Below are 19,167 nucleotides of genomic sequence, written 5' to 3' on the forward strand. Positions count from 1 at the left end.
GCTGGTGCCGCCCTGGGTCGGCCGGGGACGGCCCGTCAGAGGAGGTAGACGAAGCCGGGGCCCTCGTCGCGGTAGGGGATGCCGAGCGCGTCGAGGGCGGGTTTCCACGAGCCGGTCACACTCTGGTCAGCCCCCTCGAACCCGTGGTCGGCCGTCAGCAGGAAGGTCACCTCGTCGAGCACCCCCAAGGCCTCCAGGTGGTCGAGGAAGGCCACCAGCCGGGCATCGCTCTGCCGCAACGAGTCGCGCGCCATCGCCGACCTCGGTCCGCCCGCGTGGTGCCCCGCGTCGGTCACGACGTGCGCCCACCAGGTCAGCGTCGGCGCCTCCTCGGCGTTCTCCCAGAGCTGGAGCATCTGCTGCAGCCCCATGTCGTCGACCTGCACACCCCACCGGAAGTACGCGTCCTCGAGGTGCTCGGCCCGCTGCACGAACGGCGAGGCATCCGGGTCGGGCAGCAGGTCGCCCATGCCGTTGGTCGCCGCCTCGAACCCGCCCGCTGCCCGCAGCAGCGCCATCGTCCCGTAGTCGGCCCCGCGGTCGATCGCCTCGTTCACACTCGCTGTCCGGGGCGAATCTCCTTGCTGCACATGGTCGTTCACCATCTCGAAGACCGTCCGAACGCCCGGGCGCAGCCACTCCGCGCTCCGATGCCAGGTCTCGGCGTTGTTGGGCACGACCTGCTCGTCCATTGCCCGGTCGTAGTACACGTTGCCCAGCACCCCGTGCCGCCCTGGTCCGACCCCGGTGAGGATCGAGGTGTGGTTGGTCAGGGTCACGCTGGGGAACTCCGCGACCGCCCCTCCCCTCAACGCCAGCCCGTGCTCGATCAGCCGGGCCAGTCCGGATAGCTCCCCCACCTCGGCGAGGTGCAGGAGGTCGCCGCAGTGCGCTCCGTCCCACAGGATGCCGACCACCCTGCGCCGCTGCCCTGCGGGCACGGGTTCGAGGTATGCCGCGAGCACGCGGCCGTCCAGCGCCTCACCTCTGCCGTCGCGCAGGTCCGCCTCCGGCACCCCGGCCAGCACGGCGAGGGTCGGTGCCACGTCGACCAGCCGGGCGTGGTCGTCGACGAAGCCGAGCCTGGCGACGCCGGGGCCGGACATGACCAACGGCGCTCGCGACTGGATCACGTCCAAGGAACCGTGTTCGCCCAGATGTCCGCCCTGGTCGGGGAAGTGGTGCCTCGGGGTGTGCACGACCGCGACGTCGGGACTGCGGTCGGCGTCGCCGAACAACGAGAGGATCCGTTGCGCGGCATACGGGTAGGCGTTGTCGGTGGACACCCGGGGACCCGCTGCGGCCAGCTCCGCCCCGTAGGGCAGGAACGCCATCGGGTCCTCGCTCGCCACAGGATCGACGCCCGACACCACCTCGTGATGGCCGTCCACGTGCAACCGGACCACACCCAGGTGGTTGGCGGCGTGGGCGACCCCCTCGTCCACCCACACGACGAGGTCGACCACGGCGGACAGGTCGGGGGCTGTCAGCGCCATGACGACGGCTTCGCGGGACATGTCCGGACGATAACGAGTCGAGTGTGCTCAAGACCTCCGGACAAGGAAGAACCCGCCGGGACGACCTCCAGAGCGGAAGGTCCCGGCGGGTTCGGGCACGGGGGTCACCGGGCCAGCATGCGAGGCAGGGCGAGCAGCATGTCGTGCTGCGCCTGCGCCTCGAGCCGGCGCTGGTACTCCCGTTGGCGGCGCTTTCGATGGGCGCGCGCCAGGTCGGCGTACAAGGCCTGGAACATGGTGAAACTCCTGGTGAGTGAAAGGTGGAAATCGGTGTGGTCGGGATCGTGGACGGGATCGACGGTCGGTCCCGCGGGGCCAGCTCCTGCGGCKGGCCCCGCGATCACCCCTCCGGCGCCCCCGCCGGTGTTCCCCCGACAGGTCACGACGGGCGTCGCGGACGACATCAGGCGGCGACCGGGTTCTTCCGCGGCCGGCCCCGCGGCCGCTTGCGTGCGACGACGGCTCCCTGGACGAAGAGCTCACCGCCCCACACGCCCCACGGCTCCGACCGCTCGAGGGCACCCGCAAGGCAGGCGGCCAGGGCCGGACACGTGTGGCACAGCGACTTTGCGAACTCGACGTCGGCCGGGCTCTCGGCGAACCACATCTCGGCGTCGTTGTCTCGACACGGGATGCCGGCGCCAACGATCGCGGCCTGCTCGTTCAGGTCGTGGAGTGCGCTCAAATGCATCGGGTGTCACCTCCCTCTCGTCGTCCCGCCACGGTGGTGGCGAGTTCTCCTGGTTCCGTCTGGCCGGCGGGTCCCCGGTCGGGGGCCGGCCCGTTCTCTTCGGTGTCGAACTTCATCTGGTGGTGCTTCTTCCTGCTGGTGGTGGTGCGGAAGAAATCTCTGCTGTTGGCCAACCGGCGGTGCGAACATCCGGTGGGGCAAACAGAAAGGCCGCGGATCCCGGATATCGGGTTCCGCGGCCTTGGAGAGGGCCTGCTGGCTGGTGGCCTAGACAGGTGGGTCTCCGAAGGGACGGAACTCGAGATCCTTGGTGGTGGCGCCGAAGCCGCCGACGTAGAACGTCGGAACCGGGGCATCGGTGATCACACGGGCGGCGATGGGCGCGGGCACAGTGGTCCCCTGGACCCATCCACGGTTGCCTGCGAGGAGGACACGGCCGACCTCGGGGCACACGGAACGGACGCGGGACATGTGAGTCGCGTCGATCGTCATCGTGATGTTCTCCATTGGGACCTACCCTCCTTCGGCTGCTCGTGGACCCCAGCGCATCGCGCGCGACACCCTGGGCTGGTGTGTTCGTCCAGAGTAGGGGACGCCCTGTGGCGGCAGCAACGCATTTAACGAGAATTCCCGCAAAGAATTCGCGGACGAACGCCTAGTCGTCGGAATCCGTTGCAGTAGAACGGCTTTCGAGCACAGATTCGACGTCCTCGCCATCGATGAGGGCCAGGACCTGCGCGCCGTAGAGCCCGAGCTTGCGCGCTCCGACGCCCGAGATCTGGGTCAGCTCGCCCTCGGACGTGGGTTCACGCTCGGCGATCGCCGTCAGCGTCGCGTCGGTGAAGACGACGTAGGCCGGCACGCTGGTCTCGCGCGCGACGGCGAGGCGCCACGCGCGAAGGCGCTCGAACGTCTCCTCGGAGTAGGTCGGCGGACAGGTGTCACACCGACCGGTCTTGCGCTGGCCCGCGGTGGTCAGCTCGGCGCCGCAGGTGCGGCAGTGGGCGGGAAGCACCGGCTTGAGGGGCTTGCCGCGCCCACCCTTGCCGCCGCCCACCTTGCCGGATCCCTTGGGTGCGGACCGGGCACCGTCACCGAGGATGCTCGCGGCGCCGTCGAGGAACCGGGACGGTCGTCGGCTGGCGCGGGCGCCCGGCGTCCGGGCCCCCGACCACGACAACCGCAGCTCGCGCCTGGCCCGCGTCACCCCGACGTAGGTGAGCCGCCGCTCCTCCTCGATCGCCTCGGGTGTCTCGGCCATCATGATCGGCAGGTAGCCGTCAGAGACGCCGGCGAGGAACACGACATCCCACTCCAGCCCCTTGGCCGCGTGCAGGGAGGCCAGCGTGACGCCCTGCACGGCCGGGGCGTGCTGCGCCGCGGCGCGCTCGTCGAGCTCGCGGACGAAGTCGGGCAGGCGCGCCTCTGGCGTGGCCACCACCAGGTCGTCGGACAGGGCGGCGAGCGCACTGAGGGACTCCCACCGCTCGCGGCCGGCCCCTCCCGATCCCGGGGCCTCTCGGGTCCAGCCGGCACCGAGGAGGACGTCACGAACCAGCTCGGGCAGTGGCTTGGACGAGTCGTCCGAGCGGGCCGCCCCACGCAGCAGCAGGATCGCGTCGCGGACCTCTCTGCGCGAGAAGAACCGCTCCCCTCCCCGGACGAGGTAGGGGATCTCCTGCTCGGCCAGCGCGGACTCGAACGCCTCGGACTGCCCGTTGGTGCGGAACAGGACCGCGATCTCGGCCGGGGAGACCCCGTCGGCCACGCGCTTGGCGATCTCGCCGGCCACCGCTGCCGCCTCGGCCGGGTCGTCCGGATGGGAGCTCAGCACCGGTGTCGGGCCGTCGGCAGCCTGGGCCTGCAGCTGCACGGCGTTGCTGCGCATCGAGCCCGACGGCCCCCGCACGACGAGGTTGGCCAGCCCGACGATCTGGGGGGTCGACCGGTAGTTGCGGACCAGCCGGACGACCTGGGCCTTGGGGTGCCGCGTCTGGAAGTCCAGCAGGTGCGCCGGGCTCGCCCCCGTGAAGGAGTAGATCGTCTGGGCCGGGTCGCCCACGACGCACAGGTCGTCGCGCTGCCCCACCCACAGGTCGAGCAGCCGTTGCTGCAGCGCGTTGACGTCCTGGTACTCGTCCACGACGAAGTGGCGGTACTGCGAACGCACCGCGCGGGCGATGTCGTCGCGCTCCGCGAGGATCCCGACCGTGAGCAGCAGGACGTCCTCGAAGTCGATCACGCCGCGCTGGGTCTTCACCTGCTCGTAGGCCTCGAGCACCCGCGCCATGGCGGTCGCGTCCAGACCGGGAGGTTCGCGGCGGGCGGCCCGCGCCCCTGCGGCATACGTCTCCGGGGTGAGCATCGAGACCTTGGCCCATTCCACCTCGGCGGCGAGGTCACGGATGGCGGTGCGGTCGCGCGCGAGGTCGAGCCGCAGCGACGCGGCGGCCTGGGCCACCGCCGCGGCCTTCTGGCTCATCACCTCGGGAGCGGCGCCGCCGATGGCCTGGGGCCAGAAGTAGTGCAGCTGCCGCAGCGCCGCCGCGTGGAAGGTGCGCGCCTGCACGCCGGCGACGCCGAGGGTGCGAAGGCGGGTGCGCATCTCACCGGCTGCGCGCGCGGTGAACGTCACCGCCAGCACACGCTGGCCCTGGTAGGCGCCGGAGTGCACGCCGTAGGCGATCCGGTGGGTGATGGCCCGCGTCTTGCCCGTGCCCGCGCCCGCGAGCACCACCATGGGCCCCAAGGGGTGCGCGGCCACCTCGCGCTGCTCGGGGTCGAGGGCGTCGAGGATGTCGTCGGCGGAGGCGTGCACGGGTATGCCGCGGGGCTGGATAGGCATCGGCGCGATCCTGTCATGCGCGACCGACGCCCGTCGTCACTGGACCAGGCCGTAGACCCGGGTCACGTGCAGCCGCAGGATGCGGCGGTGGTCCTGCACCATCGCGCGCCGGTAGTCGTCCCAGTCCGAGTGGTCCTCCCCCCGGATGGTGCGGAACAGCTCAACCAGCTCCTCCACGGTCTCGTCGTCCCGTGCCGCCGCCACGGGCGAGAACTCGACGTCACCCTCGAGCACGGCATACGACCAGCCGTCGGGCGAGGTGACCATGAGCGAAGCCCTCAGGTCGCGCAACAGGTTCGCCACCTTGGCGCGACCGTCGACCACCGACACCCGGACGCTGGGGCCAGCGGGACCAGTGGGACCAGTGGGATTGTTGGGGTCGTTGTTGCCGGTCTGGTCCAGCGCGAAGTTGACCATCGAGAGCTGGGGCCGGCCGTCCCGCTTGAGAGCAGCGAGGGCGCCCAGGTTGCGCCCGGCAGCCAGGGCGAGCAGTGCGGGGTCGTGCGCGGGATTCTGCGGCATGGGACATCATGGTCATAGAGGTCACACTCCGGCGCGGAAGGTATGCCGCCGGGTCGGTGTTGACCACGACGCACACCCCCGGTCCGTGCGACCGCCCCCACCTGCGACCCCACCTTCGAAAGAGACGCGACGCATGAGCGCCACCGCCCTGAAGTCCCCTGCCCCCGGCTCCGTGACCATGTTCAGCACGTCCTGGTGCGGGTACTGCAACCGTCTCAAGGCCCAGATGGGTCGCGAGGGCATTGCCTTCACCGAGGTGAACATCGAGGACGTGCCGGAGGCCGTGAAGTTCGTGATGGACGCCAACGACGGCAACCAGACCGTCCCCACACTGCTCTTCCCGGACGGCTCTTCTGCCACGAACCCCTCGATCCACGAGGTCAAGAAGAAGCTCGCGTCCTGACTCCCCTGACCGGCCGAGCCGACCCGCTCCTCAGCCGGGTGCGCCGTCCTCGAGGTCGTGGCCCAGCCAGCGCTCGATGATGCGGCGGGCGATCGAGAGGCGCGTCGACGCACTGACGTGACCCGCGGCGAGGATCTCGCGGTACTCGTCTCGCGTGAACCACCGGGCCTCGGCGATCTCGGACTCCTGCAGTCGCAGGTCGCTGCCGTTGGCGCGGGCGGTGAACCCCACCATGATCGAGTTCGGGAACGGCCACGGCTGGTCCCCGAGGTACTCGACCTCGCTGACCTCCAGGCCGACCTCCTCGTGCACCTCTCGAGCGACCGCCGCGGCCAGGCTCTCGCCCGGCTCGAGGAAGCCCGCCAGCACCGAGAAGCGCCCGGTCCCCCACCCCGCACCCCGGGCCAGCAGGATCCGGTCCTGGTCGTCGATGACGGACATGATCACCGCGACGTCGGTGCGCGGGTAGTGCTCGCTGCCGTCCTGCTCGCACCGGCGCAGCCACCCTCCCTGCACGGGTGTGGTCGGGGCGCCGCAGCGCGGACAGTGGGTGTGGGTCGAGTGCCAGTTCGCCAGCGCCAGCGCGGTGGCGAAGAGGGTGGCGTCGCGGTCGGACAGGTCCGCCCCGATCTGGCGCAGCGAGCGCCAGTTGTCCTCCTCATCCGCCGGCACCTCACCCTCCGGAGCGGCCGGCTCAGCCACCGCGAGGTATGCCGTGCCCGCACCGTCCTGCCCCAGGTAGAGGACCAGCGCGGCCGAGTCGGACCCCAGTGGCGGTCGCAGCGCCAGGGCGGGCTCGTCAAGGGCGCCCTTACTCGGTGCGCCCCCGCCCGGTGCGCCCTCGCTCGGGGCGTCACGGGTCACCACGGGAACCTTGTCACCGCGCACCACCAGGACGCGGGTGGCGGGCTCGGCCAGCAGCCGCGGCACGAGGTCCGGATCCGCCCGGCGCTCCGCGTGACGGTCCAGGCCAGGACGGGCGAGCGAGACATTCGGGAGAGTTTCGGTCAGGAGGCCCACGCCTCCACCCTAGGCGCGCCCGCACGGCATACGGTGACGGTGTGGACCGCAGCCCCCTCTTCCTCGCCGCACTCGCGAGTGCCGCCGTGCCGGGCCTCGACCCGGCCAGCGTCGAGGCCCTCCCCGGTGCACCCGAGCACCATTACGACGTGGCGTTCGTGCAGGACACCCAGCACCGACGGTGGGTCGTGCGGGTGCCACGCAGCCAGGCCGCCGCGGCCCAGATGGAGTCGACCTTCGGGTTGCTGGCCCTGCTGGCGCGACGTCTGCCGTTCAGCGTGCCGACGCCGAAGGGGTTCGCGGCGCTCAAGGAGGGCGGCCGGGCCGCGATCTATCCCTACCTTCCGGGGCAGCACGTCGACTTCGCGCAGCTCCCCGGCGGTCCCGGGCTCGCGGCCGAGCTGGGGCGGGCCATCGCGGCGCTGCACAACGCGGACCACGGGCTGTTCGACGAAGCCGGGCTCCCGGCCTACGACGCCGACACCTACCGCACCCGCCGGCTCAGCGAGCTCGACCGGGCGGCAGCCACCGGACACGTGCCGACCGGCCTCCTGGCGCGCTGGGAGAAGCTCCTAGAGGACGTCACGCTCTGGCGGTTCGCGCCGACTCCGACCCACGGCGACCTCACGGGCGACCAGGTGCTGGTGGTCTTCGACGACGAGGACGACGCGTCGACGGGTCGGGTCAAGGCGCTCACCGGCTGGGAGGACGCCAAGGTCGCCGACCCGGCCGACGACTTCTTCGCCCTGGTCACCCAGGCGTCACCCAGGGCGCTGGAGACCTTGATGGAGGCCTATGCGCACGCCCGCGCCGAACGCCCTGATGTCCACCTGCTGACCCGGGCTCGGCTGTGCGCCCAGATGCGGACCCTGTCACAGCTCATGTCCGCCGTCACCGGGGGTGACCGGTTGGAGGTCGAGCGCCATGCCTCGGCGCTGCGCAGACTGGATGCGCGGGTGCACGCCGAGGAAGAGGAGGCCAACGACTACCGCCGGGCCGGCCTCACGCCGGCACGGCCCAAGAGCCCGGTGCTGGTGCCGCCGCCGGTCGTCGACGACGACGACGACGAAGAGGACGACGTCGAAGTGATGTTCGGCCGCACGGCTGACCCTGACGAGGACGACTCTGAGCTCGAGGACAACGCCGAACTCGAGGACAACGTGGGACTCGAGGACGACGCCGAACTCGACGACAACGCCGAACTCGAGGACAACGTGGGACTCGAGGACGACGCCGAACTCGAGAACCACGCCGAACTCGAGGACAACGTGGGACTCGAGGACGAGGGAAAGCCCCAGTTCGAGCTCGTCGGGGACGACGTCACCGCAGAGATCGACGTATCCGCAGTGCGCACTCCCGAGCCCATCGAGGGCGACGACCCCGGGCCCGAGTTCGAACCCGGCTACAGCCCGCGGCCGTAACCACTCGTCCCAGCCGGTCTCGCCTGACGCCTAGTCGGGCACGCCCCGCAGCAGGGTCGCGAGGGCGCCGTCGTCGGGCAGGTCCGGCCAGACGGTCTCGCCCGTGGCGGCGTAGTAGAACGCCGCATCGACGGCCCCGAGTTCGAGGCCGCGCAGGCGCGCGAAGGCGACACGGTAGGCCGCGAGCTGCAGGGCCCGCGTCGACCCGGAAGCGCCCGATGGCTTGGCCCCGGTCTTCCAGTCGACGATCGTGAAGCCACCGCCCGGCCGGGGGAACACCGCGTCGATGCGACCCCGGACGGCGATCCCGTCGATGACGGTCTCCACCGCGATCTCGATCTCGGCCGGCGTGCGGTGGGCCCAGTCGCTGGCGAGGAACCGCTCCTTCATGAGGGGAAGGTCGCCGTCCTCACCCGGGTCGTCGTCGGCGCTGCCGGGCAGGTCGAGGATGTCGACCATGGCGGCCTGGGCGAAGTGCTGCTCCACCCACGCGTGGAAGGCAGTCCCCCGGCGAGCGGCCAGCGCCGGGGGTTCGGGCATCGGGCGTCGCAGGGATGACGCGAACCGGGCCGGGTCCTGGGCCAGCGCCACCACGGCCGACGCCGAGAGGTGCCGCGGCATCAGGACGGTGACGTCGCCACGGTGCGCCAGTCGGCGGCGTTCCTCGAGCAGCAGGTCGAGCTCCTCGAGCACCGGCAGCGCGGCGCCCGGCATCGGCAGCAGTCCTTGCTCAGCGGGCGTGACGTGCTGGCCCGACCCCTCGGCATGCGCCTTGACCGCGGACCGGACGGCGGCGGCGCCAGTGGCCAGCGCGGCACGGCGCTGGGCGAGCGGATCGGCCGGCCACTGGACCGACACGGCCTCGGCGGCGGTGGGGTTCACGGCTTCCTCGGGCAGCGCAGGGTCAGGCATCTCGACCCAGGCGAGACGCTCGACGGGCAGTGCCGACTCGGCTTCCAGGACCTCGGTGAGGAAGCGCGAGGTCACCTTGGGGGTCTTGCCGTCGGTCCACACCGGCGCCGTCAGCAGCATGTCGGACCGGGCCCGGGTGAAGGCGACGTAGGCGAGCCGGCGTTCCTCGTCGACGCCGTGCTCTCCTCCGGCACGGAGGAAGTCCTCGACCCGGGTCTCCATGTCCTTCCAGTCCGCCCCTCCCTGCCAGTCGAGCAGGGGGAGGCCGTCGCGGTCGCCCCGCAGGGCATAGGGGATGCCACCGTCGGACAACCCGCCGATCCAGCCGCGCTGCTTGGGCGACGACATCCGCCACAGCTCGCCGTCGGAGCGGCTGGCCGCCGAGGACAGCGCGGGGAACGAGCCCTCCACGAGCCCGGGGACAGCCACGGCGTCCCATTCCAGGCCCTTCGCCGCGTGCACGGTCAGGATCTGGACCGCGTCGGAGGAGGCCTCGATGTAGCCCTTGTCGAGACCACGTTCCTCTTTGAGGGCAGCCGCCAGCCAGGCGAGGAACCCACCGAGGTTGGGCCGGTCCGCGCTCACGGTGAAGGTCGCCGCGACGTCCGCGAAGGCGTCGAGGTGGGCGCGTGCCGCGGCAGGCGTGTAGCCCTCTCGGGCCAGCACCTCGATGTCGAGGCCCAGGGCCCGCTCCGCCTCGCCGACCAGATCGGCCAGCGGCAGTGCCGACAGGGACCGCAGCCGCCGGATGGCCTGCTGCAGGCCGCGCAGCCGACCCAGCCCCACCTCGCTGAGGCCCTTGCCGTCCCAGCTGGTCCAGCCGGGACGCGGCGGGTCGTCGACGGCCTCGACGATGCTGACCCGGTCGGAGCTGTCGGGTGCCTGGTCGCGGGTCTCGCGCGACGCAGGCCCCGCGACCGCTCCCTCCGCGTCGTCGTCGTCCTGAGGAGCGAACCGGTCGTCGATGCCCAGCCTGAGATCCTGCTGATGGCGTGCCCACGCCATGAGTCCGTCGAGATCGGCCGCGCCCAGACGACACAGGGGGCCGGTGAGCAGCCGCATGAGCTGGTCCCCCCGACTGGGGTCGTTGACGACGTGCAGGAGCGCGGTGATGTCCTCGACCTCGGGGGTGAGCAGCAACCCGCCGAGGCCGACGACCTCGTGGGGGATCCCCCGGGAGTCGAGCGCATCGATCAGGGCAGCGAACTGGGAGCGCTTGCGGCACAGGACGGCCGACGACTTCGCCCCGGCCGCCCGGCGGTCCTGCAGCCACGTGGCGACCAGGGCAGCCTCGTCGCCGGCCGTCTCGACGCGAGCAGCCACCACCCGACCCGGGCCAGCCCCCACCCGCGAGACCAGCTCGTCGACGGGGACCTTCGACCCCGCACGCAGCGGACCCGCCACCGCGTTGGCCACCTGGAGGACCCCCACGTCGTTGCGCCAGCTGGTCGCCAGGGGCAGCACCGGAGCCAGGGCGGTGTCGGTGCCGAACGCGCTGCGGAACTCGCTCAGGGTGGTGGCGCTGGCTCCTCGCCAGCCGTAGATCGACTGGTGCGGGTCGCCCACCGCGGTCACGGGCGACGGCTCCCCCGGAGCGACGAACAGCGACCGGAGCAGCTCGAGCTGGGCGGCCGAGGTGTCCTGGAACTCGTCGAGCAGCACGGCACCGAAGCGCTGCCGCTCGATGGCCCCGATGTCCGGGAAGGTCATCGCGAGTCGGGCGGCCAGCGCCATCTGGTCGGCAAAGTCCATGGCGTCACGGGTGCGCTTGAGCGCGAGGTAGCGCTCGACCATCGGCAGCACCCCGGCTCGCGCCCGCAGCTGCTCGCGCATCTTCTTGACCTCGCCGGGCAGGTCCTTGCCGCGTGCCCCGGCGTGCGGGGGCAGCGCCGCGAGGGCGTCCAGGACCCGCTCGAGGTATGCCGCGACGTCACCGACGCCGACGAGGTGCTCGGCCATCTCGCCGGCCAGGTCCACGACGGCCGCCGTCACGGTGGACTCGGCGAACTGCACGTCGTCCATCGGGCCGTCGTAGGCCGCGACCACCTCGGACGCGTACTGCCACGCGGCGGCCTCGGACAGCAACCGCGACTCGGACTCGTAGCCCAGCCTCAGCGCGTGCTCGCGCACCAGCCGCCCGGCATACGAGTGGTAGGTCGACACGGTGGGCGTGCCTCCGAGGACCTCGGCGCCGGTCTCGGCGTCGTCGGTGCGCGGGTGCCACACGTCGCGCTGTTGGAGCAGCCGCAGGCGGGCACCGATGCGCTCGGACAGCTCGGTCGCGGCCTTGCGGGTGAAGGTCAGGCCGAGCACCTGGTCGGGCTCGACGAAACCGTTGGCCACCAGCCACACGACGCGGCCGGTCATCGTCTCGGTCTTGCCCGAGCCGGCTCCGGCCACGACGAGCAGCGGCGACATCGGCGCCTCGATGACCTCGACCTGCTGAGCAGTCGGCTCCGGCTGACCCAGAGCGAGGGCAATTTCCTTGGCGGACAACGGATCTCGCGCCATGGGGCCTTGCGCCGCCAGGCCCTGCGTCACGGGGCCGTGCGTCACGGGGTTGTGCGTCATCAGAGCACCCGCCCCTCGGGCTGCGCCGGACAGGATGCCCTCACCTGGCACAGCTTGCACCAGTCCCCGACCGTCGCCCGGAAGGTTGAGCCGGCCATCCCCTCGGCCGTCGCCGTCACCAGGTCGGCGGCCCACTGCGGGTCCGCGTCGTCGCGCAACGGGTCCTGCGTCTGCAGGGTCGTCCTGACCAACGCGGCCTTGCCGACCTGGAGCAGGGCGGCCCCGGCGGACCGGTCACCCAGCTCGCCGAACGCGCCGCTCTCGACACCCAGCTGGTAGGCACCCAGCTGCGGGTGACGCGCCAGCTCCTCGCCGCGGGGCTTGCTGCTGCCCGTCTTGTAGTCGACGACGCGCAGGCCGGTGCCGTCGGGCGTGCCCTCGATGCGGTCGACCTTGCCGCTCAGCACGGCCCTGCCGAGGACGACTCTCATGTCGATCTCGGCACCGAGCCGCGCCCAGCCGCCCGCTCGCGCTTCGTCGAAGTAGGTCGCCAGCCGGCGGACCATGCCGTGCGCCTCGAGGCGCTTGCGGTCGGAGACCCAGCCGGCCGGCATACCGAGGCGTCCCCAGCGGGCGTCCACCTCGGCGACCAGGGTGTCGGCATCGACGTCACCGAGCTCGGCCGCGATGTCGTGGACGAGCGTGCCGATGTCTGCGGCGCCCACGGACGGCCCGTCCCCGCCGACCGAACCAAGCAGCCAGCGCAGCCCGCAGTTGCCGAACGACTCGACCTTGCTCGGCGAGACCCTGACCTCCTGGTCGTCGGCCCGCAACGGCCGGTCGTCGGACACCTCGCGCAGCGCCCACCACTGACCGGGGTCGGCGCCCGGGACGCCCTCGCGGGTCAGGCGGGAGAGGGCGGCCACCGCGGTGGCGCGCACGGCCGAGTCCTCGGAGACGAGCTGACGGCGCAGCTCGCCCACGAGGGTCGGCAGCGTCATGGTGCGGGCAACCTCGGCGAAGCGCCGATCTCCTTGGGTGGCAATGGTTTCCGGATCGACGACATCGAGGTAGACCGACGGCTGCTCGTCGTCGGACCGCACCGCCGTCACGATCACCCGGTCGCTCGCCCGGGTCAGCGCGACGAGGAACGACCTGGTCTCGTCGTAGCGCACGGCTGCCTGCGCGGCCCGGAAGGTCGTCGCCCGCCCCGACACCACGTCGACCAGCTGCTCCGAACCCAGCAATGAACCACGCAGTCGCAGGTCGGGCCAGACGCCCTCCTGCACCCCGGCCACCACCACGAGGTGCCACTGACGGCCGGCGGCCGCCTGGGGGGTGGTCACGGTGACCGACTCGCCCACCGGTGACCGGGCGACGAGGGTGTCACCGGGGATGTCCTGGCTCCCGATGTGGGTCAGGAACTCCTCGGGTCCGGCCTGCGGCAGCCGGTCGACGAACTTCGCCGCCGCGTCGAACAGCCCCACGACGGCGTCGAGGTCACGGTCCGCCCGCGCGGCGCCTGCACCCCCGCCGAGAGCGGTCGCCTGCCACTCGGCTCCGAGCCCGGTGGCGGCCCACATCGCCCAGAGCACCGACTCCGCGCTGACCCCCGCCTCCCAGCGCCAGCCCTCGACGCCGTTGCCGTCCACGGCGCCGTCGCCCTCCACGACGCCGTTGCCCTCCACTGCGCCCCGCGCCGCCTTGACCCCGGCAGCGATCGTGGCGGCCACCCGCCGAGCGGGGTGCGCCTCCGGCCCGAGCTCGATCAGGGCGCCGGGCATGACCAGGGCTTCGGCGAGCAGCTCGTCACTCGTGCGACCCCCGCCGTTCTCGAGCTCGAACCTGCGCAGCGCCCGGCGCAGCCGTCGCAGCCCGACCGCGTCGGCACCACCAACCGGGGACAGGAGGGTGTCGACGGCCACCTCGGGGTCGAGCGCGTCGGTGGCGCCGCGGGCCAGGTCGAGGACCACCTCGAGCAGCGCCAGCAACGGCCGGACCGCCACCTCGTCGCGCACCGGCAGGTCGGTGGCCGTCCCGGCGACAGGCACCCCCGCCGCCATCAGCACGCGTCGCAAGGTCGCGGTGCGGCCCTGGCCGCGGACGATGACGGCCATCTCCGACCACGGAATGCCGAACCGCAGGTGCGACTCGCGCAGCTCGGCGGCGACGAAGCTGGCCTCCTGGCTCACCGCGCGCAGCAACCGCACATCGACCTGGCCACCGGCGCGTCCGGCCGCGGCACCGCGCTGGAGGCCGCCCCCGAGGGCGCCGATCTTGGGGGCCACCCTGGCTGCCGCGTCGACCACGGCCTGCGGGAGCCGGTATGCCGTGGGCAGCACCAGCGTGCGCGGCTCACCGCCTGGGCGTGCACCGACCGAGCCTGCATCGACCGCGCGTGGCTCGACCGCTCGCTCCACCCCCGTCGCCAGCTGGGTCCAGCCGTCGCTGAGGTGGCGCGGGTCGGCGCCGCGGAAGGTCTGCACCGCGCTGTCGGGGTCGCCGAGCAGGACCAGGTCGAGGCCCGGAGAGGCGATGGTGCGCAGCAGGCGCGCGGCGGCCGAGGTGAGCTCCTGGGCGTCGTCGACCACCACCAGGCGCAGACCGTCGACGAGGCGTTCGCGTGCCGCCGGGTCCTCCTCGAGCAGGTCGGCCGCGGCGCCGAGGATCCACGCCGGGTCGTAGGCGCCCGGCGCGGACAGCGCGGTCACCTCGTCGTACTCGGCCAGCACGTCCGCTGCGGCGATCCACTCCGGACGGTCGTGCTCGCGCCCCAACCGGACGAGGTCGGCCGGCTCCAGGTCGTGCTCGACCGCCCGCATCAGCAGGTCGCGCAGCTCACCCCTGAAGCCGCGCGTGCCCAGAGCCAGGTGGACCCGCTCCGGCCAGTCAGGGCCGGTGCCCTCCTCGGCGTGGCCGGCCAGCAGCTCGCGCAGGATGACATCCTGCTCGGGTCCGCTCAGCAGCCGCGGTGTGGGGTCGCCGCGCAGGGCGGCTGCCTGGCGCAGGATGCCGAAACCGAGGGCTTGGTGCGTCCTGGCGAGCGGCTCGGTCGACGTGCCGCCGAGCCTGGCGGTGACCCGCTCTCGCAGGCTGCCCGCGGCCACGCGCGAGGACGTCAGGATGAGGCACTGGTCGGGCGTCGCCTCGTCCGACTCGACCCGCGCCACGACGGCCTCGATGGCCGTGGTCGTCTTGCCGGTGCCAGGGCCCCCGAGCACGCGCAGCACTCCGCCGCGGTGGGCGAGGGCAGCCCGCTGGACGTCGTCGAGCGGGGGCGCCTCGGCCACCACGCTGGGAGCACGGCGCAGGGTCAGCATCCGCTCATCCCACCACCTGCGACCGACAGGCGACCGGCCGCCACGCCCTCCGCACCCGCCCGGTGCCTACGCACCCCGTGGCGGCGATGCCGCACCCTGACCTCAGGAGACGGGCGGGACAGGGACCTTCGCCTCCAGCCACCGGGCGCGCGTCAGGTCGACCCGTCGTCCCTCGACCTGACCGCGGACCAGCGGGGTGCCCTCCTCGCGGTAGTGCGCGAGCGCCTCCGCCTCGAGCCCTTGCGGGAAGTAGCCCCCGGAGCGGATCACCCGCCACCAGGGCACGTCCGACCCGTACCTCGCCATGACGGCCCCGACGCCGCGGGGTCCACCGCGACCGAGCAGCTCGGCGATGTCGCCATAGGTCATCACCATGCCCTCGGGGATCGTGTCGACCACCTCGAGCACGTCGTCGGCGAAATCGCTCGGGGCACCACTGACCCGCCCTGGCTCCGTGACCACCGTCGTCGCCTCAGTAGACCGGCAGGCTCGGGTCGACGTCCTTGACCCAGGCCAGCACGCCCCCGGTCAGGTTGGCCACGTCCGCGCGACCGGTCGCAGCGAGCAGCCCGGCCGCCTCGGCGGACCGCACGCCGGACTTGCAGAGCAGCACGACCGGTATGCCGGGTGGCAGCTCAGCCGCGGCCGTCCCGTCGCGGAACCGGTCGAGGTGCAGGGCCCGGGCCCCGGGAATCGACACGACGGCGCGCTCGCCCGGTTCGCGGACGTCGACGAGCTCGAACTCCCGGTCCCCGCTGCCCCGCTCCGCCAGCATGGCTGCCAGGTCCCTCGCCGACACCTCGGCAAACGCGGCAGCCGGGGGTCCCCCCTCGCCCTCCTCGCCCTCGTGACCCTCGTCCTGGACGGACCCTGTCACGGAAGCACCCGGCATACCGCAGAACTGCTCGTAGTCGACGAGGGAGGTGACGGTCGGGGACTCGCCGCACACGGGGCACTCGGGGTCGGCGCGGACGGTGAGGGAGTCCCAGGTCTGACGCAGGGCGTCGTGGACGAGGAGCCGACCGACGAGTGGATCGCCTTGTCCCACAATGAGTTTGATGGCCTCGGCCACCTGGACGGACCCGATCGCCGCGCACAGCACACCGAGCACGCCACCCGTCGCGCACGACGGCACCGCGTCGGGTGGGGGCGGTTCGGGGAAGACGCAGCGATAGCAGGGGCCGTGGCCCGAGAACCACACCGACACCTGGCCGTCGAAGCGGTAGATCGACCCCCACACGTGCGGCATCCCCAGGAAGACGCACGCGTCGTTGACGAGGTAGCGGGTCGGGAAGTTGTCGGCCCCGTCGAGGACGACGTCGTAGTCGGCCAGGATCTCGAGGGCGTTCTCGGAGGTGAGCCGCACGTCGTGGCGGACGACCGTGACCAGCGGGTTGATGGCCGCCACGGTCTCGGCCGCGGACTCGGTCTTGGGGCGACCGACGTCGGCGACCCCGTGCACGACCTGCCGCTGGAGGTTGGAGGCATCCACCACGTCGTCGTCGACCACCCCGATCGTGCCCACCCCGGCCGCGGCGAGGTACATGAGGGCGGGCGAACCCAGACCCCCTGCGCCGACGACGAGCACGCGGGCGTTGGCCAGCCGTCGCTGTCCCTCCAGGCCGACCTCGGGGAGCAGGATGTGGCGGGCGTAGCGGGCCTTCTGCTCGGTCGTCAGCTCGGGTCCGGGAGCAACCAGCGGTGGGATCGCCATGTGATGCAGGTTACCCACCCGTACGATGTCCACGACACCGACGACAGCCGCACGACCGCCGAACAGAGAGTCACCATGTCGCTTCGAGCAGTTCCAGGCACCGACAACGCACGAGGCCAACGCCTCCCGCGCTCCGCCCGCCGCGCCCAGCTCCTCGAAGCCGCGCAGGCCGCCTTCGTGGAGTCCGGCTACCACGCGGCCGCGATGGACGACATCGCCGACCGCGCAGGGGTCTCCAAGCCGGTGCTCTACCAGCACTTCCCCGGCAAGCTCGAGCTCTACCTCGCGCTGCTCGACAAGCACAGCGAGGCGCTCGAACAGCTCGTCCGCGAGGCCCTCGCCTCGAAGCTGGACAACAAGGAGCGCGTCTACGCGACCATCGCGGCCTACTTCGACTTCGTCTCGCGGGACGGGGCGGCCTTCCGGCTGATCTTCGAGTCCGACCTCACCAACGAGTCCGCCGTGCGCAACCGCCTCGACGCCGTCGGCCTGGTCTGCGCCGAAGCAGTGGCCGAGGTCATCGCCGAGGACACCGGGCTCACCGATGAGGACGCCTCGCTGCTCGGCATGGCCCTCACCGGCCTGGCCCAGGTCAGCGCCCGCCACTGGCTCGCCCAGGGGTCCGACGTCCCCAAGGACGAGGCGGCCCTGCTGATGGGCGCGCTCGCGTGGCGCGGCCTCGGCTCGTTCCCCAAGGTGGGCGGGGAAGGTTCCTGACGCACCGCTGGTTAGCCTTGTCGACAGTTCCGCACGCGCTCGTATGCCGCGTGCCCACCCAAACCTGAAGGGAACCACCGTGGAGGTCCGCATCGGCGTCCAGAACGTCTCGCGCGAGGTCGTCTTCGAGTCGACCGAGAACGCAGCCGACATCGCTGCCGCCGTGAGCGCGTCGCTCGAGAAGGGCACCGTCCTCACGCTCGTCGACGACAAGGGCCGCCAGCTGCTCGTGCCGGCGGCGGTCCTCGGGTACGTCCAGATCGGCGAGTCCGACAAGCGCGGCGTCGGCTTCGGCGTCTGACCACCGCCCTCAGCAAGGCCCTGACCTGCACCGATACCGCAGCGATCGTGTCCACACCGTGATCCGGCTCGCTGGTCACAAACGTGCGTTTCGCGCAGTTTCGTGGTCGAGTTGGTCTTGTCCGGGCCTGACCCAGGCCCACATGCAGCACGGCTGCTGCCGTGTAGAAGGAGTGCAGTCATGGGAGCTGTGATTGGCACCATCATCTTCGGTGCGGTAATTGGATTTCTGGCGCGACTCGTCCTGCCGGGCAAGCAGAACATCAGCGTTCTCGTCACCGTCATCCTCGGCATCCTGGGCGCGCTCGCCGGGTACTACCTCTGGGGCGCCATCTCTGACAAGGGCGACACCTCAGGCATCGACTGGATCCGCTGGATCATCAGCATCATCGTCGCAGCCGTCCTGGTCGTCGCCTACGGCGCGCTGACCGGTAGGAAGCAGGTTCGCTGAGCAGGCGAACCGCGTCGGACTCGACGCCAGCGAAGGGCCCCGTCCACCAGGACGGGGTCTGCGCTCGGACGATCGGGACCGCCGATGCCACCCACCATGAGCGAGGCCAGGGCGTCGCGCTCGACAGCCACCTGCTGGGCCTGCGAGAGCGCCTCCCCCACGAGCCTGCGGCCCCACAGCGCCAGCCGTCCTGCGATCTTGGGATCGGCCTTGATGGCTTCGCGCACCACCTTGACGACGAACTCGGCCTGTCCCACGTCCTCCATCGCCGAGTGCACCAGCGCCTGCGTCGACGGGTCGACGTAGGCGGCGATCTCGCGGTAGAAGTCCGTGGCGATGCCGTCGCCGACATAGGCCTTCACCAGGCCCTCGTGCCAGCTGCTCGGCTTGGTGCGCTCGTGGAACGCGTCGATCGGCGCGATGAACGGCGCCATGGCCACCTCGGGATCGATGCCCATCTCGTCCAGTCGCGCCACGAGGATCTCGTAGTGCCGGAACTCGGCCACTGCCAGCCCAGCCACTGCGGCCTTGAGCGGCTGGGTCGGAGACAGCTCGCTGTCCCCGGCAAGCCGGGTGAACGCCGTGAGCTCGCCGTACGCGAGCACTCCGAGGAGGTCGGCGACAGCGTCGCGGTACTGCGGATCGGCCAGCCAGTCGTCCTTGGTCATGCCCGTCACCCTAACGGCGGGGGTGCCCGTGGCCGTCGCGGATGCGGGGATGTCGGGTGCGCACCGCTAGACTCGCGTGGTCAAAGGTGCCCGGTCGGCACGAATCAGCCGCGGACACGGTCCGCGCCCCCCATGACGAAGACCTCCGATCGGCC

17 protein-coding genes are annotated in these 19,167 nt (G+C 71.9%); 5 read left to right on the forward strand and 12 right to left on the reverse strand.

All coding sequences use genetic code 11. The features are described 5' to 3' along the window. Positions 1-35 precede the first annotated feature (35 nt). The 6 genes from AC1DYG_RS06190 to AC1DYG_RS06215 all read right to left on the reverse strand — a co-directional run bounded on the left by AC1DYG_RS06190 (position 36) and on the right by AC1DYG_RS06215 (position 5,575). Complete coding sequence (locus tag AC1DYG_RS06190) at positions 36-1,517, reverse strand: alkaline phosphatase family protein (protein ID WP_477639014.1); 1,482 nt, start codon at positions 1,515-1,517, stop codon at positions 36-38. A 104-nt stretch (positions 1,518-1,621) separates the two neighbouring features. Then, the gene (locus AC1DYG_RS06195; protein WP_477615687.1) at positions 1,622-1,753 is read right to left on the reverse strand and encodes a hypothetical protein; all 132 of its coding nucleotides are present in this window, start codon (positions 1,751-1,753) and stop codon (positions 1,622-1,624) included. 167 nt (positions 1,754-1,920) lie between these two features. Then, the gene (locus AC1DYG_RS06200) at positions 1,921-2,208 is read right to left on the reverse strand and encodes a WhiB family transcriptional regulator (protein WP_477616690.1); all 288 of its coding nucleotides are present in this window, start codon (positions 2,206-2,208) and stop codon (positions 1,921-1,923) included. A 267-nt stretch (positions 2,209-2,475) separates the two neighbouring features. Next, the gene (locus AC1DYG_RS06205; RefSeq protein WP_477639015.1) at positions 2,476-2,715 is read right to left on the reverse strand and encodes a hypothetical protein; all 240 of its coding nucleotides are present in this window, start codon (positions 2,713-2,715) and stop codon (positions 2,476-2,478) included. Positions 2,716-2,863: 148 nt separating this feature from the next. Further along, positions 2,864-5,053: an ATP-dependent DNA helicase UvrD2 gene (locus AC1DYG_RS06210; RefSeq protein ID WP_477639016.1), complete on the reverse strand. Its 2,190-nt coding sequence runs from the start codon at positions 5,051-5,053 to the stop codon at positions 2,864-2,866. Positions 5,054-5,089: 36 nt separating this feature from the next. Next, the gene (locus AC1DYG_RS06215) at positions 5,090-5,575 is read right to left on the reverse strand and encodes a PPOX class F420-dependent oxidoreductase (protein WP_477639017.1); all 486 of its coding nucleotides are present in this window, start codon (positions 5,573-5,575) and stop codon (positions 5,090-5,092) included. A 133-nt stretch (positions 5,576-5,708) separates the two neighbouring features. Between AC1DYG_RS06215 and AC1DYG_RS06220 the strand changes: the two genes are divergently transcribed. Then, complete coding sequence (locus AC1DYG_RS06220; protein ID WP_477615682.1) at positions 5,709-5,978, forward strand: glutaredoxin domain-containing protein; 270 nt, start codon at positions 5,709-5,711, stop codon at positions 5,976-5,978. 30 nt (positions 5,979-6,008) lie between these two features. On the opposite strand, the gene nudC is transcribed toward AC1DYG_RS06220, so the two are convergent. Next, the gene (gene nudC / locus AC1DYG_RS06225; RefSeq protein WP_477639018.1) at positions 6,009-6,998 is read right to left on the reverse strand and encodes an NAD(+) diphosphatase; all 990 of its coding nucleotides are present in this window, start codon (positions 6,996-6,998) and stop codon (positions 6,009-6,011) included. A gap of 41 nt (positions 6,999-7,039) precedes the next feature. On the opposite strand from nudC, the gene AC1DYG_RS06230 reads away from it, so the two are divergent. Beyond that, a complete protein-coding gene (locus AC1DYG_RS06230) occupies positions 7,040-8,419 on the forward strand; it encodes a phosphotransferase (protein WP_477639019.1) in 1,380 nt (459 codons plus the stop codon). A 30-nt stretch (positions 8,420-8,449) separates the two neighbouring features. Here the strand turns inward: AC1DYG_RS06230 and AC1DYG_RS06235 are convergent, their stop codons facing one another. The 4 genes from AC1DYG_RS06235 to moeB all read right to left on the reverse strand — a co-directional run bounded on the left by AC1DYG_RS06235 (position 8,450) and on the right by moeB (position 16,876). Continuing rightward, positions 8,450-11,902 carry an ATP-dependent helicase gene (locus AC1DYG_RS06235; protein ID WP_477639020.1) on the reverse strand — a complete coding sequence of 1,151 codons (3,453 nt, stop codon included), beginning with the start codon at positions 11,900-11,902 and terminating at the stop codon, positions 8,450-8,452. Then, entirely contained in the window at positions 11,902-15,162 is a 3,261-nt protein-coding gene (locus tag AC1DYG_RS06240; protein ID WP_477639021.1) for an ATP-dependent helicase, read from the reverse strand. Before AC1DYG_RS06240 ends, AC1DYG_RS06235 begins: the two co-directional genes overlap by 1 nt. 102 nt (positions 15,163-15,264) lie before the next feature. After that, complete coding sequence (locus AC1DYG_RS06245) at positions 15,265-15,624, reverse strand: MGMT family protein (protein WP_477639022.1); 360 nt, start codon at positions 15,622-15,624, stop codon at positions 15,265-15,267. Between the two features lie 10 nt (positions 15,625-15,634). Then, on the reverse strand, positions 15,635-16,876 hold the full coding sequence (gene moeB, locus AC1DYG_RS06250) for a molybdopterin-synthase adenylyltransferase MoeB (protein WP_477639023.1): 1,242 nt from the start codon (positions 16,874-16,876) through the stop codon (positions 15,635-15,637). A 75-nt stretch (positions 16,877-16,951) separates the two neighbouring features. Between moeB and AC1DYG_RS06255 the strand changes: the two genes are divergently transcribed. The 3 genes from AC1DYG_RS06255 to AC1DYG_RS06265 all read left to right on the forward strand — a co-directional run bounded on the left by AC1DYG_RS06255 (position 16,952) and on the right by AC1DYG_RS06265 (position 18,344). Continuing rightward, complete coding sequence (locus AC1DYG_RS06255) at positions 16,952-17,593, forward strand: TetR/AcrR family transcriptional regulator (RefSeq protein ID WP_477639024.1); 642 nt, start codon at positions 16,952-16,954, stop codon at positions 17,591-17,593. 79 nt (positions 17,594-17,672) lie between these two features. Then, complete coding sequence (locus tag AC1DYG_RS06260) at positions 17,673-17,894, forward strand: DUF3107 domain-containing protein (protein ID WP_477639025.1); 222 nt, start codon at positions 17,673-17,675, stop codon at positions 17,892-17,894. Between the two features lie 180 nt (positions 17,895-18,074). After that, positions 18,075-18,344 (forward strand): GlsB/YeaQ/YmgE family stress response membrane protein, encoded by a 270-nt coding sequence (locus tag AC1DYG_RS06265; protein WP_477639026.1) that lies wholly within the window; start codon positions 18,075-18,077, stop codon positions 18,342-18,344. Here AC1DYG_RS06265 and AC1DYG_RS06270 read toward each other — a convergent pair. Then, positions 18,308-19,012, reverse strand: coding sequence for a ferritin-like fold-containing protein (locus tag AC1DYG_RS06270; protein ID WP_477639027.1), 705 nt, complete (start codon positions 19,010-19,012; stop codon positions 18,308-18,310). The genes AC1DYG_RS06265 and AC1DYG_RS06270 overlap by 37 nt on opposite strands. Positions 19,013-19,167: the final 155 nt, after the last annotated feature.

The sequence above is a fragment of the Pedococcus sp. P1_H8 genome, assembly GCF_056405175.1.

Bases quoted from the DNA above. Each gene is read 5' to 3' on its own strand.
- AC1DYG_RS06215 (WP_477639017.1), bottom strand. From the start codon at position 5,575: ATGCCGCAGAATCCCGCGCACGACCCCGCACTGCTCGCCCTGGCTGCC.
- AC1DYG_RS06265 (WP_477639026.1), top strand. From the start codon at position 18,075: ATGGGAGCTGTGATTGGCACCATCATCTTCGGTGCGGTAATTGGATTT.
- AC1DYG_RS06235 (WP_477639020.1), bottom strand. From the start codon at position 11,902: ATGACGCACAACCCCGTGACGCACGGCCCCGTGACGCAGGGCCTGGCG.
- AC1DYG_RS06205 (WP_477639015.1), bottom strand. From the start codon at position 2,715: ATGGAGAACATCACGATGACGATCGACGCGACTCACATGTCCCGCGTC.
- AC1DYG_RS06195 (WP_477615687.1), bottom strand. From the start codon at position 1,753: ATGTTCCAGGCCTTGTACGCCGACCTGGCGCGCGCCCATCGAAAGCGC.
- moeB (WP_477639023.1), bottom strand. From the start codon at position 16,876: ATGGCGATCCCACCGCTGGTTGCTCCCGGACCCGAGCTGACGACCGAG.
- AC1DYG_RS06200 (WP_477616690.1), bottom strand. From the start codon at position 2,208: ATGCATTTGAGCGCACTCCACGACCTGAACGAGCAGGCCGCGATCGTT.
- AC1DYG_RS06220 (WP_477615682.1), top strand. From the start codon at position 5,709: ATGAGCGCCACCGCCCTGAAGTCCCCTGCCCCCGGCTCCGTGACCATG.
- AC1DYG_RS06255 (WP_477639024.1), top strand. From the start codon at position 16,952: ATGTCGCTTCGAGCAGTTCCAGGCACCGACAACGCACGAGGCCAACGC.
- AC1DYG_RS06210 (WP_477639016.1), bottom strand. From the start codon at position 5,053: ATGCCTATCCAGCCCCGCGGCATACCCGTGCACGCCTCCGCCGACGAC.
- AC1DYG_RS06190 (WP_477639014.1), bottom strand. From the start codon at position 1,517: ATGTCCCGCGAAGCCGTCGTCATGGCGCTGACAGCCCCCGACCTGTCC.
- AC1DYG_RS06240 (WP_477639021.1), bottom strand. From the start codon at position 15,162: ATGCTGACCCTGCGCCGTGCTCCCAGCGTGGTGGCCGAGGCGCCCCCG.
- AC1DYG_RS06270 (WP_477639027.1), bottom strand. From the start codon at position 19,012: ATGACCAAGGACGACTGGCTGGCCGATCCGCAGTACCGCGACGCTGTC.